Source organism: Labrys neptuniae (assembly GCF_040797145.1).
Classification (GTDB): domain Bacteria; phylum Pseudomonadota; class Alphaproteobacteria; order Rhizobiales; family Labraceae; genus Labrys; species Labrys neptuniae.
Genome location: NZ_JBFNQD010000002.1, coordinates 558,224 through 574,277 on the forward strand (window position 1 = coordinate 558,224; position 16,054 = coordinate 574,277).

General features: G+C 65.7%; 13 protein-coding genes. 4 read left to right on the forward strand and 9 right to left on the reverse strand.

The features are described from left to right. The first annotated feature begins 108 nt into the window (after positions 1-108). Complete coding sequence (locus ABXS05_RS09860) at positions 109-555, forward strand: DsrE family protein (protein ID WP_311939013.1); 447 nt, start codon at positions 109-111, stop codon at positions 553-555. Here the strand turns inward: ABXS05_RS09860 and ABXS05_RS09865 are convergent. Further along, positions 540-1,145 (reverse strand): HI_0983 family protein, encoded by a 606-nt coding sequence (locus ABXS05_RS09865; protein WP_367623762.1) that lies wholly within the window; start codon positions 1,143-1,145, stop codon positions 540-542. The genes ABXS05_RS09860 and ABXS05_RS09865 overlap by 16 nt on opposite strands. 272 nt (positions 1,146-1,417) lie before the next feature. On the opposite strand from ABXS05_RS09865, the gene ABXS05_RS09870 reads away from it, so the two are divergent. Beyond that, positions 1,418-2,989: a Na+/H+ antiporter gene (locus tag ABXS05_RS09870; RefSeq protein ID WP_367623763.1), complete on the forward strand. Its 1,572-nt coding sequence runs from the start codon at positions 1,418-1,420 to the stop codon at positions 2,987-2,989. 309 nt (positions 2,990-3,298) lie between these two features. Here ABXS05_RS09870 and ABXS05_RS09875 read toward each other — a convergent pair whose 3' ends face one another. The 4 genes from ABXS05_RS09875 to ABXS05_RS09890 form a co-directional block, all read right to left on the reverse strand. Then, positions 3,299-4,645 carry an alpha-glucosidase/alpha-galactosidase gene (locus tag ABXS05_RS09875; RefSeq protein ID WP_437178641.1) on the reverse strand — a complete coding sequence of 449 codons (1,347 nt, stop codon included), beginning with the start codon at positions 4,643-4,645 and terminating at the stop codon, positions 3,299-3,301. Between the two features lie 65 nt (positions 4,646-4,710). Further along, positions 4,711-6,111, reverse strand: a complete 1,401-nt coding sequence (locus ABXS05_RS09880; RefSeq protein ID WP_367623764.1) for an ABC transporter substrate-binding protein — start codon at positions 6,109-6,111, stop codon at positions 4,711-4,713. Positions 6,112-6,138: 27 nt separating this feature from the next. Further along, positions 6,139-7,014, reverse strand: coding sequence for a carbohydrate ABC transporter permease (locus ABXS05_RS09885; protein WP_311939022.1), 876 nt, complete (start codon positions 7,012-7,014; stop codon positions 6,139-6,141). Between the two features lie 5 nt (positions 7,015-7,019). Continuing rightward, positions 7,020-7,952, reverse strand: coding sequence for a carbohydrate ABC transporter permease (locus tag ABXS05_RS09890; protein WP_367623765.1), 933 nt, complete (start codon positions 7,950-7,952; stop codon positions 7,020-7,022). Positions 7,953-8,134: 182 nt separating this feature from the next. Between ABXS05_RS09890 and ABXS05_RS09895 the strand changes: the two genes are divergently transcribed. After that, positions 8,135-9,160: a LacI family DNA-binding transcriptional regulator gene (locus tag ABXS05_RS09895; protein ID WP_311939026.1), complete on the forward strand. Its 1,026-nt coding sequence runs from the start codon at positions 8,135-8,137 to the stop codon at positions 9,158-9,160. A 149-nt stretch (positions 9,161-9,309) separates the two neighbouring features. Here the strand turns inward: ABXS05_RS09895 and ABXS05_RS09900 are convergent, their stop codons facing one another. After that, entirely contained in the window at positions 9,310-10,506 is a 1,197-nt protein-coding gene (locus ABXS05_RS09900) for an MFS transporter (protein ID WP_367623766.1), read from the reverse strand. 73 nt (positions 10,507-10,579) lie between these two features. On the opposite strand from ABXS05_RS09900, the gene pdxR reads away from it, so the two are divergent. Beyond that, the gene (gene pdxR, locus ABXS05_RS09905; protein ID WP_367623767.1) at positions 10,580-12,091 is read left to right on the forward strand and encodes a MocR-like pyridoxine biosynthesis transcription factor PdxR; all 1,512 of its coding nucleotides are present in this window, start codon (positions 10,580-10,582) and stop codon (positions 12,089-12,091) included. A gap of 18 nt (positions 12,092-12,109) precedes the next feature. Here pdxR and xylB read toward each other — a convergent pair whose 3' ends face one another. From xylB to dnaA, 3 genes are all read right to left on the reverse strand, one after another. Then, positions 12,110-13,573: a xylulokinase gene (xylB, locus tag ABXS05_RS09910; RefSeq protein WP_367623768.1), complete on the reverse strand. Its 1,464-nt coding sequence runs from the start codon at positions 13,571-13,573 to the stop codon at positions 12,110-12,112. A 111-nt stretch (positions 13,574-13,684) separates the two neighbouring features. After that, positions 13,685-14,383, reverse strand: a complete 699-nt coding sequence (locus tag ABXS05_RS09915; protein WP_367623769.1) for a hypothetical protein — start codon at positions 14,381-14,383, stop codon at positions 13,685-13,687. Positions 14,384-14,494: 111 nt separating this feature from the next. Continuing rightward, complete coding sequence (gene dnaA / locus ABXS05_RS09920; protein WP_311939035.1) at positions 14,495-16,000, reverse strand: chromosomal replication initiator protein DnaA; 1,506 nt, start codon at positions 15,998-16,000, stop codon at positions 14,495-14,497. Between the last annotated feature and the right edge of the window lie 54 nt (positions 16,001-16,054).

The window sequence follows — 16,054 nt, forward strand, 5'->3', positions numbered from 1 at the left end:
TCGACGAAAACAGCGCGGACATCCTGTCCGCCAATCCTTGCCCCAAACACAGTTGTTGTTGAGGAAAGGGAGAACGGACTGGAAGTCCGCGCTTCGCAGGAGGTCCCGATGGATCGCAGAACAGCCGTGAGGGCCATGCTGGCGAGCGGCCCGGCCATTCTGGTTGCCGGCGCCGGCGGTTCGCTTGCGGCCGAGGCCAGGCCCGTGCCGCGCATTGCCTATCACCTCGCCGATCTGGAGAAGGCCGGCTTCGTGCTCGGCAATCTGCGCAACCATGTCGACGGCATGGGCGGTCCCGAGGGCGTGAAACTGGCCGTGGTGGTGCATGGCCCGGCCTTGCGGGCCTTCCGGGCGGATAGTGGCAACGAGGATTTCAAGGCGCGCTTCGGCCGGCTCGTGCAGGAGGGCGTTGCCTTTCATGCCTGCCGGCACACGATGGACGGCATGAAGCTCGGCCTTTCCGACCTGCTGCCCGGTTTTGCGGTGGCGGAGAAGGGCGGCGTGGTGCTGCTGGCCGAGCTCCAAAGCGAGGGCTGGCTCTATTTGCGGCCATAGCTCGGCGGCGAGGGGGAGCCGGCCTGCTGTGAGTCACCCTGCAGCCGCAGCCGCGGTATTTCATAGCGGGCCAGCTTGGCGATATCGGCGGGGCGCTCGGTCTTCAGTCGGGCCAGGAAGGCCTTGGCGGCCGCATTGCCATAGGCGCGGCGGCTGATCGCGAACAGCATGACGCCATCGCCACGCGGCACGTAGCGATAGGCGTTCCACTCCACCGTGAACTCGCCCCAGGGGTTCTTCTGGCTGATCAGGAAGTCGAGCAGGATCTCGCCGGTCGGCGCGTTGCGGATCAGGGCCATCTGCACCAGCGGATCCTTGCCCTTGCGCTGGTTGAGCGTATCGACCTGCGCCTTGGCGGCACCGGCGACGTCCAGGCCGCCCGCGATCAGTTCCACCAGCACCATCCTGGTGTAGTCGGTCACGGTCTCGTCGGCCGGCAGATATTCCTGCTTGTAATAGGTTGGATTGGGCTGGGCGCTCCAGGCGAGCCTGTACTCTGTGCCGTCGAAGGCCAGCGGGCCGGGCAGGCCGAGGCGATCGACGGCCTCCTGCGCGGCCAGGCCGGCCGGCAATGCCACCAACGCTGCCACGACTATGATCGCGCGGAACGCAAGGCGGATGGAGGACCGGAGGCCTTCTCTATTTGGAAACGAGCGTTTCCGTATCGTCGTCATCCTGTCCTTTCGGGCCGGTTCGCAAGAATGGCGCCACCCTAGGGGCAAGTCCCTGCCCCTGACAAGAATGGCGATGGACCGGTCCGCCCGCTGCGGAAGTTCCAGCCGGCCACAGGCCGGTGAGCCCCGTCCTCTTGACGCTATCGGCAAACTGCCGGATGCAACCAGGAGACGATGTCGAGGTCGCGATGGAAACCTTCGAGTGGATCATTCTGCTGTTGCTGGGCGCCGCCCTGCTGTCGACCCTGGCCCGGCGCCTGGGGGCGCCCTATCCGACCTTCCTCGCCCTTGGCGGCGCCTGCCTCGCCTTCGTGCCCAACAGCCCGGAATGGACGCTGGATCCGCATCTGGCGCTGACCCTGTTCGTGGCGCCCGTGCTGCTGGACGCTGCCTACGACACCTCGCTTCGGGACCTGCGTGACAATTGGGTGCCGGTCGCCAACCTGGTGATCGTCGCCGTTGGTGTCACCACGCTCGCCGTCGCCCTGCTCGCGCGCTGGCTGGTGCCCGGCATGCCCTGGGCCGCGGCGATCGCGCTGGGGGCCATCGTGGCGCCGCCGGATGCGGCCGCCGCCACGGCGATCGTCCGGCAGGTCAAGCTGCCGCATCGCCTGACCAAGATCCTCGAGGGCGAGAGCCTGCTCAACGATGCCAGCGCCCTCCTGATCTATCGCCTCGCCGTGATCGCCATGGTTTCCGGAGGCATCACCCTCGGCAGCCTCGGCCCGGCCTTCTTCATCACGGTGTTCGGCTCGGTCGCCGCGGGTATCGCCATGGGGCTGGCCTTTCCCTATGTGATCGGGCGCTTCGACGATGCGCCGACCGCCCTGATCGTGCAGTTCGCCACCACGTTCGGGGTCTGGATGCTGGCGGAAGCGGTGGGGCTGTCCGGCATCCTCACCATCGTCTGCTACGCCATGACCATCGCCCGGCGGCGCGACGCCCCCATGCCGGCGCGGCTGCGCGTTCCCGTCTATGCGGTATGGGAGACGGTGGTGTTCATGCTGAACGCCTTCGCCTTCGTGCTGATCGGCCTGCAATTGCGTCCGATCTGGGAGCGGCTCGACATGGGACTGCGCCTGCAATATTGCGCCGTCGCCCTGGCCGTGCTGGTCACGGTCATCGTGGTGCGTTTCCTCTGGGTGATGACCTACAACACGGCGGTCCGCTTCAAGATTTCCCGCTATGGCTTCCACCCGCCCCGACCGATGGCGCGGCCGACGGCACGGGGCGGTATCGTCATTTCCTGGGCCGGCATGCGCGGTATCGTCACCCTGGCCGCTGCCTTCGCCTTGCCGGAGCATCTGGCTGACGGCACGCCGTTTCCCTATCGCGACCTCATCGTGTTCACCGCCTTCTGCGTGGTGTTCGGCACGCTCGTCCTGCAGGGCCTCACGCTCAAGCCGCTGATCCGCTGGATGAATCTGCGCGATGGCGATCCTGTCGGCCAGGAGGTGAAATGGGCCCGTACCGAGGCCTATCGCGCCGCCATCGAGGCGATCAAGGACGACGAGTCCAAGCATGCCAAGCTGCTGTGCAAGGAATATGGGGCGGTGGTGGAGCTGAGCGAGGCGAGCCCGCTGCAGGGCGAGATCGGGGATCTGCCCGGCAATCCGCTCAGACGGCAGGCGATCGCCGCCGCGCGCCTCAAGGCGAACGAGCTGCGCCGCGAGGGGGCGATCGGCGACGATGCCTATTATGTGCTGGAGGAGGAGTTCGACTGGGCCGATCTCAGCGCCGGCGCCGCGCGGAGCGCGTGAAGGGCGGTTGCGGCCTTGATGGCATGGCTGAGTGCTGAAGACTGCATCAAGGTTGTGGAGCCCCTCACCCTTACCCTCTCCCCGCAAGAGCGAGGCGAGGGGGACATCGATGGCGAGTTTCATAGTGAAGTGGTCTCATCTCGCCCAATTGTTGGGGGAGATGAGAGGCTGGAGGATAAAGCGCGACGCCTGCTCCTCCCTCGCCCCGCTCTTGCGGGGAGAGGGTAGGGGGAGGGGCAGCGCAGAGCTCACCGAATAACGGCCATTCAAGCAAGCCACATTCGCTCTATGTCGTCATTTCCCGCCCGGTCACGCCACCCTTAGCTGCGAGGCGGCGTGGGCCACCGTCTCGCGCAGATTCTGCGGGATCCAGTCGCCATGGGCTGCCATGAGCTCGTCGACCAGGGCCCAGATCTCGTCGAGATTGAGCTCGGCGGCGGTGTGCGGATCGAGCATTGCGGCATGATAGACATGGTCGCGATTGCCGGTCAGCAGCGCCTCCACCGTGAGGTTCTGGACGTTGATGTTGGTCTGCATCAGGGCCGCGAGCTGGGGCGGCAGCTTGCCGATGCTGACCGGCTGCAGCCCGTTCCTGTCGACCAGACAGGGGACCTCCACGGCGCAATCGGCCGGCAGGTTGGCGATCAGGCCGCGATTTTCGACATTGCCATAGACCACGGCGGGCTTGCCCGTCTCCATGGCATGGATGATGGTCGAGCCATATTCGACGCTGCGCTTGACCTCGAGCGGGACCGAGGCGTCCTGCAGCTGGCTGGAGAGCTCGCTCCATTTCCGGATCTGGTTCTCCGAGCGGGTGATGTATTCGTCGAGCGGGATGTTGTAGCGCTCGACCAGCTTTTCCTGCCCCGTCTTGATGTACCAGGGCACATATTCGCAGAAATGCTCGCTGGATTCGGTGACGAAATAGCCGAGCCTGAGGAACATGTCGTAGCGCACCCGGTTCCATTCGGGCACGCGTCCTTCCTCGACCACCTTGCGGATCAGCGGGTAGAGATCCTCGCCATTGCGCTCGAACTTCAGGTAGAACGCCATGTGGTTGATGCCGGCGCAGGTGTAGTTGATCTCCTCGAGCGGCACGCCGATATCCTCGGCGATCTCGGCCGCCGTGCCCTGCACGCTGTGGCAGAGCCCGACGCTGCGGATCTTGCTCGCCCGGTTCAGCGCCATGACGTTCATCGCCATCGGATTGGCATATTGCAGATGGAAGACGTCCGGGCACAGCCTCTCCATGTCGCGCGCATAGTCGAGCAGCACAGGAATGGTACGCAAAGCCCGCATGATGCCGCCGATGCCGAGCGTGTCGGCGATGGTCTGGCGCAGGCCGTATTTCTTGGGCACCGCGAAGTCCGTCACCGTACCCGGCTTGTAGCCGGCGACCTGGATCATGGTGATGGCATAGTCGGCCCCGTCGAGGGCGCGCGAGCGGTCCGTGGTGGCCTCGATGCGGGCAGGGACCTCGAGAGTCTCGACGATGCGCCGACCGACGCGCTCGGAGACGGCCAGGCGCTCGGCGTCGATGTCGTAGAGGCAGATATGCGCCCCGGCGAGTTCGGGAAAGGAGAGGATGTCACCCATCAGGTTCTTGGCGAAAACGGTGCTGCCGGCACCGATGAAGGTGATCTTGGGGGAAGGCATCAGGGGCTCCTGATCGAGAAGAAAAGGTCGGCGACGGTGACCGCCGCCGACAGGGGGGAGGGAGATCAGAACAGGGCGTTCACGGCATCGTTGGCTTCCTTGAGGACCTTCGCTGCGTCGACGTCGTTGAGGAAGATCTGCTCGAAAGCGGCTTTCATGAGCGAATTGATTTCGGAGGAATGGTCCGTGATCGGGAAATAGAAGGTCTGGTCGGGGGTAGCCTCCTTGAGGAAGGCGGAGACGTCCCAGCCCTTGGTGGTCGAGGCTTGCTGGGAGAGCTTGGCCGCTTCCTCTATGGCCGGGAAGACCACGCCGGAGGCGCCGACGATGCGGGCGCAGCTGGGCGAAGCCAGGAACTTCACCCATTGCCAGCTTTCCTCCGGATGCTTGGTGCCGGTCCAGATGCCGTCGGCGAGGCCGTTGAACATGGTCTTGCGACCCATCGGGCCCTTGGGCAGCAGGGCGTAGCCGAGCTTGAACTTGGCGTTGTTGCCGAAGAAGCTGATCAGCCAGGAGCCCTGCGGCGTAAGCGCGGCCTTGCCGGCGACGAACAGGGCCGAGGAATTGTTGCCGACATCCTTTTGCGGGATGGCGAAGCCCTTCTTCAGGCCGAGATCGCGCTGCCAGCCGATGGAGGCGGCCAGCTCCGGTGCATCGTAATGGTAGGAGGTCGCCCACAGGCCATCGACGAATTTGAAGCCGTTGGAGGCGGCGAAATGGGCCCAGGCCGACTGGCCGTAACCGTCGATCTCAGGAAAGACGATGCCATATTGCTTGACGGATTTCGGATCGAATTTGGCCGAGAGGCCGTCATTGCCATTGGCGTCGATGGAGAGCCTGGCCAGGATCTTTTCGAAACTGCCGCCGTCCTTCGGGTTCCAGGTGGCCTCGTTGAGCTCCTCGACACTGACGCCGGCCTTGTCGAGCATGTCCTTGTTGTAGACGATGGCAACCGTGTCCCAATCCTTGGGTAGGCCATAGACGCGGCCATCCTTCGACCACAGGTCGAGCAGGCCCTTGTAGTAGATGTCGGTCGGGACCTTGTCGCGCTTGATGAAATCGGTGATCTCCATCACCTGGTTGTTGGCGACGAATTCGGGATAGCGGCTGAGGTGGTTGGTGAAGACATCCGGCGCCGTGCCGGAGACGAAGCCGGTGGAGAGCGTCGTCCAATAGTCGTTCCAGGCGAGCTGGGTGAGCTTCACCTTGATGTCGGGGTGCTCCTTCTGGAAGGCGTCCGCGCAGGCCTGGTAGGGTGCGAGCTGGTTGTTGTCCCACAGCCAGTAGCTGATCTCGGTCGCGGCTCGTGCCGGCAGGCTCGTTCCCGCCAGCAGCATCGCACCGAGGCCGAGCTGCAGGCGGCGGGACCCGCGCCCGGACCCCCTCGGATTACCGGCGGACCGGCCACGCCGCCTGCAGCACCATGAACGCAGTCGTGACGCGAGAGCTTTCGAGATGATCGTCAAGGCTTCCTCCCGGATGTGCTCGGCCCGTTATTTCAGGCCGCTGAATTGCAGGGACTCGACCACGCGCCGGCCGAGGATGAGGAGCAGGGCGATGACCGGCAGGATCGACAGGAAGGTCGCGGCCATCAGGCCGGTCCAGTCGGGATTGCCGTTCGGCTGCTGCTGCAGGAAATTGGTGAGGGCGACCGACAGGACGCGCGAGCTTTCATCGCGCCCGATCAGATAGGGCCAGAGGAATTCGTTCCAGCTGTTGATGGCGAGCAGGATGGCGAGCGTGGCGATGGCGCCGCGATGGACCGGCAGCACCACGCTCCAGAAGATGCGCAGCGGCGAGGCGCCGTCGAGGCGGGCGGCATCCTCCAGTTCCGAGGGCGTCGACAGGAAGAACTGGCGCAGGAAGAACACGGCGAAGGGCGTCATCAGCACGAAGGGCGCCACCATGCCTGTCATGGTGTTCAGCCAGCCGAGCTCCTTGATCAGCACGAAATTCGGGATGAACAGCACGATCGCCGGCACCATGGTGGCGGAGATGAAGAGATAGAAGATCACGTCCCGGCCGAAGAAGCGCAGCCTGGCGAAGGCATAGGCGGCCAGCGAGGAAAACAAGATCTGGCCGGTGACGCAGATCGCCGTGAAGACGAGGCTGTTCACGAGGGCCGGCCCGAAATTGATGCGGGCGACGAAACCTCCCTCTTCCGGGCTCAGGCCGAAGATGCGGGTGAAATTTGTGGTCGTCACGCCGTCCGGCAGGGGAGAGCCGGCGCTTTCGTAAAGGTTCGGCAATGGCGTGAAAGCCGTCTTGAGGGCGATCCAGAGCGGGAAGAGCGAGCCGATGACGAAGAGCCAGAGCACCAGCCAGGCAAAGGCGCGCCCGAGGTTCCGGCGTGGGGCGACGATGGCCATGGCGCCTACTCCAGGTCCGAGCTGCCGGCCCGCATCACCCGCATCTGGATGAGGGTGACGCCAACGAGCACCAGGAAGAGCAGCACGGACATGGCCGAGGCATAGCCCATCTTGGAGAAGCGGAAGGCGCTCTCATAGATGTACCAGATGATGGTGCTGGTCGAATTGACCGGCCCGCCCCTGGTGGCCACGGCGATGGTGTCGAAGACCTGGAACGAGCCGATCACGCTGGTGACGACGATGAAGACCAGCACGGGGCGCAGCAGCGGCAAGGTGATATGCCGGAACATATGCCATTCGCTGGCACCGTCGATCCTGGCTGCCTCGTAGAGCGAGCGCGGAATCGCCTGCAGCCCGGCATAGAACAGGATCGCGGTCATGCCGGTGTGGCGCCAGACATTGATCGCCGCCACCGAGACCAGGGACAGTTCGGGCGAGGTCAGGAAGGGCTGCCGGGATATGCCGATCAGGCCGAGGAAGGCGTTGGTGATGCCCAGGATCGGATCGAGCAGCCACAGGAAGATCAGGGCGGCGACCACGTTGGAGAGGAGATAGGGCGCCACCACCACCGCGCGCAGCGCCACGGATTTCGACAGCCTGTCCATCAGCACGGCGAGGGCGAGGCCGAGCACCGTCTGGACTGGGATGTTGTAGAGGACGTACAGGCAGGTGATCTTGACCGATTGCCAGAAGCGGGGATCGCCGATCAGCCGGACGTAATTGTCGAGCCCGACGAATTTCGGCGCCCGCATCAGGTTCCAGTCGGTCAGGCTGATTTCGACGGCCCGCAAAGTCGGCAGCAGGTAGAACACCGTGAAGCCGAGGAGGGCGGGGGCGATGAAGAGCCAACCCGTCAGGTTCTCGCGCCAGCGCAGGCTCCTCGCGCTGCGGGCCGGGCGCCGTCTGGCCAGTGATTCGGACTCGCCGATCGATACCAAAGGCGTTGCCTCCCCAGGCTGGTCTCATTTTTCATTCGTTGATGACACGTGTTACTTGTTTACTAACACGTGTTAGTATGATTAATGCAGAGGAAGGACGCGCTGTCAAGACGGGTGCTCGCAGGCTTGACAGGTCGGGATCGACGCGGCTTGCTGACGGGCTCGGAGGATGGATGGAGCGCATGAAGGTGACGAGCCATGACGTGGCGGAGCGCGCCGGCGTATCCCGCGCCACCGTCTCCATGGTTCTGAACGGCTCCACGGCCGTTTCGATCAGCACCCAGACGCGCGAACGCGTTCTGCGGGCCGCGGCGGAACTCGGTTATCGGCCGAATTCGGCAGCCCGCATGCTGGTGCGGGGCGACACCGAAACGATCGGCCTGGTCGCGACCGACCCGGCGCTCCTGAATGTCGACGGCTTCGTGCCCCAACTCCTCTATGGCATCAGCCGGGTCAATCGCGAGCATGGCTATGGCGTACTGCTGGAGGTCGTTGACAAGGGTGGGGCCCCCAATGTCTATACCGATCTGGTGCGCAGCCGCCGCATCGACGGCATGATCGTGCTCAACCCTGCCAGCAACGACCAGGCCTTGCGCGGGCTGATCGAGGATGGCTATCCCCTGGTGCTGCTCGGCTCCGTCGGCCATCCCAACGAGCATTCGGTCAATTTCTCCAACCGCAGGGCGATCCAGAGCGCCGTCGATCATCTCGTCGGGCTCGGGCACCGGCGCATCGGCCATATCGGCTTCTCCGCCATGGGCAACATCGCCACCGATCGGCGCCTGGCCGCCTATCGCGACAGCCTGGCCAGCCATGGCTTGGAGCCCGAACCCGACCTGGTCGGCTTTGCCCATCACAGTGCGGAGAGCGGTTTTGCGGCGATGAGGGAATTGCTCGCACGGGCGCAGCGGCCACCGACCGCCATTCTTGCCGGCAACGATACGATCGCGCTCGGCATAATGGCGGCGATCGAGGCGGCCGGCCTGCGGGTGCCCGAAGACATCGCCGTCATCGGTTTCGACGATTTGCCGATCGCGGCCTATACCAGGCCGGCCCTCACCACCATCCACAACCCGGCGATCGAACAGGGAGAGGCGGCGGCCCGCATGCTGATCCGGCTGCTCAATCGCGAGGTGATCGAGCGCCCGAGGGTCGTCTTCGGTACGGAACTCGTCATCCGAGCCTCGAGCGGCGGCAGGGTCGGATAGGCATCTTCGCCTGCGCCGGACAGAAAGAGCCCGCTTCGGATGAAGCGGGCGAAGGTGCGGAAATCACGCTTCCGGAGCGTTCTGTCGCCGGGGAGATGCGGCGAGAAGGCGGCGCATGCGGTACGCCTGCCCACGGTGGCGACAGGCCGTCATGACGCGGAAGTCCGGCCCGTCCCGAGGGCGATCGAGCGCTTGCGGGCGAGGCCGATATTGACCGCGATCAGCAACTCCGCCAGCGCGAGGCCGAGCAGGACGACCAGAAAGGTGCTCTTGCCGAAATTGACCAGCATCCAGCCGCCGATGACGGGAAAGCCGAAGACGCCGATGAAATAGGAAAGGACGAACCAGGTGAGTGCCGCATGGCGCAACTCCCGTGGGGTGTCGTTGACCGCCCAGGTCTGGATGACCGGATAGACCAGGCCATAGCCGATACCCGTCAGGATGGCGGCGAGAATCTGGAATGCCGGATGGAGGGTGACCCCCAGCATCGCCAGGACCCCGAGCACCATGGCGGCCAGCAGGCCGGTTGCAAGTGCGACTTGCGGCAGCCCGGCCAGGGTACGGGCGAGCAGCAGACGCGCGGCGACGACCGTGACGGCGTAGACGGCGAAGAAAGTCGCCTCGTTCGCGGCCGTATCCCGCACCAGCGTGGACTGGAAGGTCATGAGGCCGGAGAAGACGCAGGCCCCGAGCGCCACCATGATAATCGGGCGTATCGATGCGCCCCGGCCGATGACGGCGATGTCGCGCAGCCAGGGGCGCAGGGCGACGATGCGTGGCTCGCCGGGCGCGAGGGTCCCGAAAATCCAGAGGAGTGCCGATGCGGCCAGACAAGCGAGGCCGACCAGCAGGAACGCCGCCTCGATCGACAGGCCGGCCTGATGGATGGACAGATTGAGAAGGACCGGCCCGCCGCCGATGCCCGCCATCTGGAAGGCGGCGAAGCGCATGAACCAGAAGGCTCGGTCGGCATCGGTGATGCGTTCGGAAAGGGCCATGGGCGCGGCGATATAGAACATGCCCCAACCCAGCCCGATGAGGAAGCCCGAGGCCAGGCCGGGTGTGAAACCGCTTTGCGCGGCCGATGCCGCCAGCAGCAGGAAGCCGGCAGCGACGGCGCAGCAGGCGGCCACGCACATGCGGGCGGCATCGAAGCGGCCGGACAGCCAGCCGACGAGCGGAACGCCGGTGAAGGTGCCGACCATCGCCGCCCCGAGGGTGAGGCCGGTCTCGATGTCGCCGCCGCCATGCGCGCGGTAGTAGGAGGCAAGCAGAAAAGTGGCGCCATAACCGGCGGCGGCCAGCATGGTGCCGGCGAAGAGAAAGGGGGCTGAAGAGGGGCGCATTGCGGTCATCCTTGAAAGTGGATCGACAAAACGCCAAACTTGGACCCTAATCCAGGGCCACTTTAGGATGAAGATGCGAGCCACTTCCGTGTCGGACAGCCAGGCCCGGTCGCTGCGCCGGGAGAGCGCGGCGGCCGGCTTTCTTCCCGCGATCGAAACGCCGTCGCCGGTGCCGGCCGTGCGCCAGCTCTTCGTGCAACTGCGCGACGGCATCGTGGCAGGCCGGCTGCAGCCGGGGCATCGGCTGCCCTCGACCCGAACGGCCTCGCGCGAATGGTCCTTGTCGCGCGGCCTTGTCGCGGAGGCCTATGACATGCTGATTGCAGAGGGATACGCCCTTGGCCGGCATGGTTCCGGAACCTATGTCGCCAGCGGCTTGCCGTCGATCCCGACCGGAACAAGCGAGGGGCATCAGGCGGTCGGGGAGAGCGATAGCCGAGCCATTTCGACGGCAGCGAAAATGGCCATGCGCATCGGGACGGCCCTACCCCTGCAGGCTCCCTTCACCACCGGCCGCGTGATCCATGATGCCAGGACAGCGAGCCTGCTGAAGCGGCTCACGCTCCGCCATCTCGACTACACGCATGACGGCTATCGCGAGGCGCAAGGCGAGGCAGCGCTGCGGGAGGCGATAGCCGCCCATCTCATCGCCTCGCGGGGCGTTCGATGCGAACCGGGACAGGTCTTCATCACCTCGGGCACGCAGCAGGCCCTCGACCTTGCCGTTCGTCTCCTGGCCTCGCCGGGGCAGACGGTGCTGGTGGAAGATCCCTGCTACCCGCCGGCGCGACAGGCCTTCGTCTTCAATGGCGCCCGGCTCGCCGGCATACAAGTCGATCGGGACGGGTTGAGCACGCAGCAGCTCAAGGCCTATGACGGTCCCAGGCCGGCGGCCGTCTATGTGACGCCGTCGCATCAATATCCCTCCGGCTCTGCCCTGCCGCTGGCGCGCCGGCTGGAGCTTCTGTCCTTTGCGCAGGAGCGGGGCTGCTGGATCATCGAGGACGATTACGACAGCGAGTTCCGCTATGAGGGCCGGCCGATCACCTCGCTCCAGGGCTTGGATGCCACCGACCGCGTCCTCTATCTCGGCACTTTCAGCAAGGCGCTGCTGCCCGGGATCCGGGTGGGCTATCTCATCGTTCCCCACGATCTCGTCGCCACCTTCAGGGCCGCGCGGCCCATTGTGGATCGCTTCCCGGCGCCGCTGCATCAGCGCGTCGTGGCCGATTTCCTCAACGAAGGATATTTCCCGGCCCATTTACGGCGCCTGCGCGAGCGCTACCGTGCCTCGCGCGACTTTCTGGCCCGCTTGCTGAACGAGCGGCTATCGGAGCATTTGATTGCGCCCGTGCCCGAGCAGGGCATTCACTTCACAGTGCGGAGCACGGGAACCTGGACGGATGATCGCGCGGTAGCACAGGCCGCGCTCCAGGAAGGCGTGGCCGTTCTGCCGGTATCGCCGATGCATATATCAACTGCGGCCGAGCCCGGGCTCCTGCTGGGATTTTCCGGATTGACGGATGAGGAGGCCGATGTCGGGACCAGGAGGCTGTCGCGGGTGTTTGCCCGATTGACGCGATAGCGTATGGCGCGGCTTGACCTAGCGAGCCGCCCTGGTTGCCTGGTAGAGCCGGCGGAAGGCCGCCACCTTTTCGACATAGGCCTGCGTCAGCTCGGGGCGCGGCTCGGCAACATCCAGGATGGGCGGCTTGGTGGCGATGGCTGTGATCGGTTCGCCGCTGGCCGCGGCGCGTGCGAGCCGGGCGGCGCCGAAGGCCGGCCCCTTTTCGCCGCCGCGATAGCGCTTCAGCCTGAGGCCGAGCACATCGGCGAGGATCTGCACCCACAAGGCGCTGCGGGCGCCACCACCGATCACGGCAGCTTCGCTGAGCTCAGTGCCGGCTTCGGCGAGGCAGGCCGCCGCATCGGCGAAGGAATAGGCAACGCCCTCCAGCACGGCGCGAATGAGGTCGGCCTTGCCGGTGCCGCCGGTCATGCCGGTGAACAGGCCGGTTGCCTCCGGATCGTTGTGCGGGGTGCGCTCGCCGGCGAGATAGGGCAGGAACATCACGCGGCCCGGGCCGGACGGCTGGGCGGCAACGTCGGCCAGCAGCTTTTCGATCGGCTCGCCCACCAGCCCTGCGGCCCAGGCGAGGCAGGAGGCGCCGTTGAGCAGGGCGGCCATCTGCACCCAATGACCGGGCACGGCATGGCAGAACGTATGCAGGAACTTGTCGGGCAGCGGACGATAGTCGGTTCCGGGCACGAAGAACTGGCCGGACGTGCCGATGGAAAGGAAAGCGCCGTCGGCAATGGTGCCGATGCCGATGGCGCCTGCCATGGCGTCGCCCGCGCCGCCGGCCACCGGGATGCCTGGCTTGAAGCCGAGCCGGCTGGCGAGCGCCGGGCGCAGCCGGCCGGAGATTTCGGTGCCCTCGATCAGGCGCGGCACCTGGCTGCGCTCGACACCGGTTGCCGCCAGGGCCGCATCGGACCAATCGCGCCTGGCCTGGTCGAGCCACCAGCTTCCCGCCGCGTCCGACATTTCGCTGACATGCTCGCCGGTCAGCCACAGGCGCACGAAATCCTTGGGCAGCAGCACCCGCTTCAGACGGGCGCGCAGTGCCGGTTGGTGGCGGGCGAGCCACAGCAATTTGGGAGCGGTAAAGCCGGGAGCGGCCGGCACGCCGAGCTGCCAGGCGAGTTCGGGGTGCTCGCGGTTGAGTTCGGCTGCCTCGGCTGCGGCACGGCCGTCGTTCCACAACATCACCGGCCCGAGCGGCCGGTCCTCGGCATCGAGGCAGACAGAGCCATGCATCTGGCCCGACAGGCCGATGCCCTCCACGCCGGCCAGCAGAGCCGGCTGTTCGGCCCGCCAGCGCGTCAGGATGGCTTCGATCGCTGCGATCCAGTCATCGGCATTCTGCTCGCTGAGCCCGGGGCCCGGACGCGACAGCGAGAGAGGCTGTTCGCTCTCGGCCAGCACGGTCTCGCGTTCGTCGACGATGACGGCCTTGACGGCCGAAGTTCCGATATCGAGGCCGAGATAGAGCATGGCGATCATCTCAATCTGCTGGGTGCCGCAAGCGGCGCCGAAACAAAGGGTCGTTTGCGCCTTTGCCCGGATCGCGCCGGCGATGCAAGGGGGAAGATTGGGGCGCTTGCCCAGCCGACATCAGTCGGGCCGGATCACTGCGTCGCGCGGCGCGATCGTCGTGCCGGTGGAATCGGGGGTGAAATCCATGCGGACGTCGACCTTGCGGCTGCAGCCGCTCAGCGTCCAGGTTTCGGACCAGGGAGCCTTGAGGCCGCCGCCCGTTCCTGGCGGTTGGCTCGATGCGGGAGCCTTGGTATCGATGACCAGAAAATTCTTGCAGTCGGCCACGGCGCGCGTGGCGCCGAGATTGGCATAGAGCAGAGCGTCTCGCTGGAGGAGCGGATCGGCGAGCGTGGTGCCGGGCAAGGTGGCGCCGGCCTGGGGTTTGCCGTCCGCCGCCACCGAGAAATAGAGATTGAGCACGGTGTCGTTGCCGCAGCCGCTGACCGGAAAGGATTGTTTCCATCGCCCACTAGCCGGGCTGCCCTGCGGACCGGCGGATACCGGCTGAAGGATGGTGACGGAGGAATCCCGCGCCACCAGCGTCGGACAGCGTGTGAAGATGGCCGGCGGGATGCCTGAAAGGGCTTTGCCGGTGATGTCCCGGTAGCTCTGGCTCGCCATGAAGACTTTCAGGACGCCCATGCCCTGATCATCGTCCTGAACATTGCCCTGAGCGTGGCCGAGCCCCGGCACGACCAGTGCCGCAAGACAGGCGAGCCAGCGGATATGCACGGCCGGAGATGAGATCGGATTCGTCCGTACCGGTCGAGCCATGGATCCACCTCCAGTTCCTGCATCACGCAAGAACTGGGTTAAGCCCATGCATGGCCGATGGCAAGATGTCGGCGATCACCGACATCCCGCCGCCGGACACGCATCGGCATTCTATTCCGAAAGCAGCCGGCGCAGCAGATCCACTTCCTCGGCCAGACCGGTGTCCTTGCCGACCAGGCCCTCGATCTTGCGCACGGCATGCAGCACCGTGGTGTGGTCGCGCCCGCCGAAGCGGCGGCCGATCTCGGGCAGGGAACGCGGCGTCAGCGATTTGGCCAGATACATCGCAACCTGGCGCGGCTTCACCACCGTGGCGGTGCGGCGGAGCGACAGGATGTCGGCGCGGCTGACATTGTAATGCTTGGCGACGATGCGCTGGATGTCCTCGATCTTGACCCGGCGCGGCTCCCGGTTCTTGACGAGGTCGCGGATGGCGGCCTCGGCCGTCTCCAGCGACATGCCCGAGCCGGACAGAGCGGAATGGGCGAGCAGGCGGTTGACGGCGCCATCGAGATCGCGGCCATTGGTCGTGACCTGATGGGCGACATAGGCCACGACATTGTCGGGCACGTCGAAATTGGCGTGATGGGCGCGGGCCGCCTCGATGCGAGCCTTCAGGATCTTGATGCGCAGTTCCTCGTCGAGCGCACCGATCTCCACCACTAGGCCGCCCGACAGGCGCGAACGCACGCGCTCGTCCAGGGTCTCCAGATCCGCCGGCGGCCGATCCGCCGCGACCACGACCTGCTTGCCGCCGTCGATCAGGGCATTGAGGGTATGGCAGAACTCCTGCTGGATCGACTTGCCGGCCAGGAACTGCAGGTCGTCGATGACGAGCAGGTCGATCGCGCGCAGCTTCTCCTTGAAGGCGATGGCGGTCTGCGCCTTCAGCGCGGCGACGAAGCCATACATGAAGCGCTCGGCGGTGAGGTAGAGGGCGCGCTTGCCTTGGGCTTCCGACTGATGGGCGATGGCCTGGATCAGATGCGACTTGCCGAGGCCCACCGAGGCATGGATGAACAGCGGATTATAGGGCAGCGGATCGGCGGCGCCGGCCTTGGCGACCTGCAGGGCCGCGGCATGCGCGAGTGAATTCGAGCGGCCGATGAAATAGGCTTCGAACGACATGCGACGGTCGAGCGGGGAGCCGGAAAGGTCGTCCTCGCGTGCCGGCGTTTCCACCGCCCGCAGGAAGGGGACAGCCGGCTTGGCGGCCGCCGCTTCGCCGATGGGCTTGGCGCATGAGGCGGCATCGCGCGCTGCCGGTGGGCGGGCCACCGCAGTGCGGACATTGAGCGCGATATGGGCCGTGCCCGGCAGTTCGGCCGACAGGAGGCCAAGGATCTTGTCGATGTAGTGAGCCTGGATCCAGCTGCGCAGGAACCGGGTCGGGACCGACAGATTCACGGTGTCGTCGATGACGGCGTCGAGTTCCAGGCGGGCGAACCAGCTGGAAAACACGTCCTCGCCATATTCGGCACGCAGGCGGCGCTTGACGCGATCCCAGGCCGCTGCCGGCTGGATGGCGCCATCGGCGACGGAGGAATCGGAATCCAGGCCGGAAACGGTTTTTGCGGTTTGGCTGGCAATAACTGACAGGCGTTCGCTCGAGGTCATAGGGCTATCGTCTGGCAAAATGAGTTCAAGAAACAGCTCCGGCCTTTTCCGGTC

Coding starts and splice junctions, on each gene's coding strand:
- ABXS05_RS09860 (WP_311939013.1), top strand. CDS start 109: ATGGATCGCAGAACAGCCGTGAGGGCCATGCTGGCGAGCGGCCCGGCC.
- ABXS05_RS09870 (WP_367623763.1), top strand. CDS start 1,418: ATGGAAACCTTCGAGTGGATCATTCTGCTGTTGCTGGGCGCCGCCCTG.
- ABXS05_RS09875 (WP_437178641.1), bottom strand. CDS start 4,645: ATGCCTTCCCCCAAGATCACCTTCATCGGTGCCGGCAGCACCGTTTTC.
- ABXS05_RS09885 (WP_311939022.1), bottom strand. CDS start 7,014: ATGGCCATCGTCGCCCCACGCCGGAACCTCGGGCGCGCCTTTGCCTGG.
- ABXS05_RS09895 (WP_311939026.1), top strand. CDS start 8,135: ATGAAGGTGACGAGCCATGACGTGGCGGAGCGCGCCGGCGTATCCCGC.
- ABXS05_RS09900 (WP_367623766.1), bottom strand. CDS start 10,506: ATGCGCCCCTCTTCAGCCCCCTTTCTCTTCGCCGGCACCATGCTGGCC.
- pdxR (WP_367623767.1), top strand. CDS start 10,580: ATGCGAGCCACTTCCGTGTCGGACAGCCAGGCCCGGTCGCTGCGCCGG.
- xylB (WP_367623768.1), bottom strand. CDS start 13,573: ATGATCGCCATGCTCTATCTCGGCCTCGATATCGGAACTTCGGCCGTC.
- ABXS05_RS09915 (WP_367623769.1), bottom strand. CDS start 14,383: ATGGCTCGACCGGTACGGACGAATCCGATCTCATCTCCGGCCGTGCAT.
- dnaA (WP_311939035.1), bottom strand. CDS start 16,000: ATGACCTCGAGCGAACGCCTGTCAGTTATTGCCAGCCAAACCGCAAAA.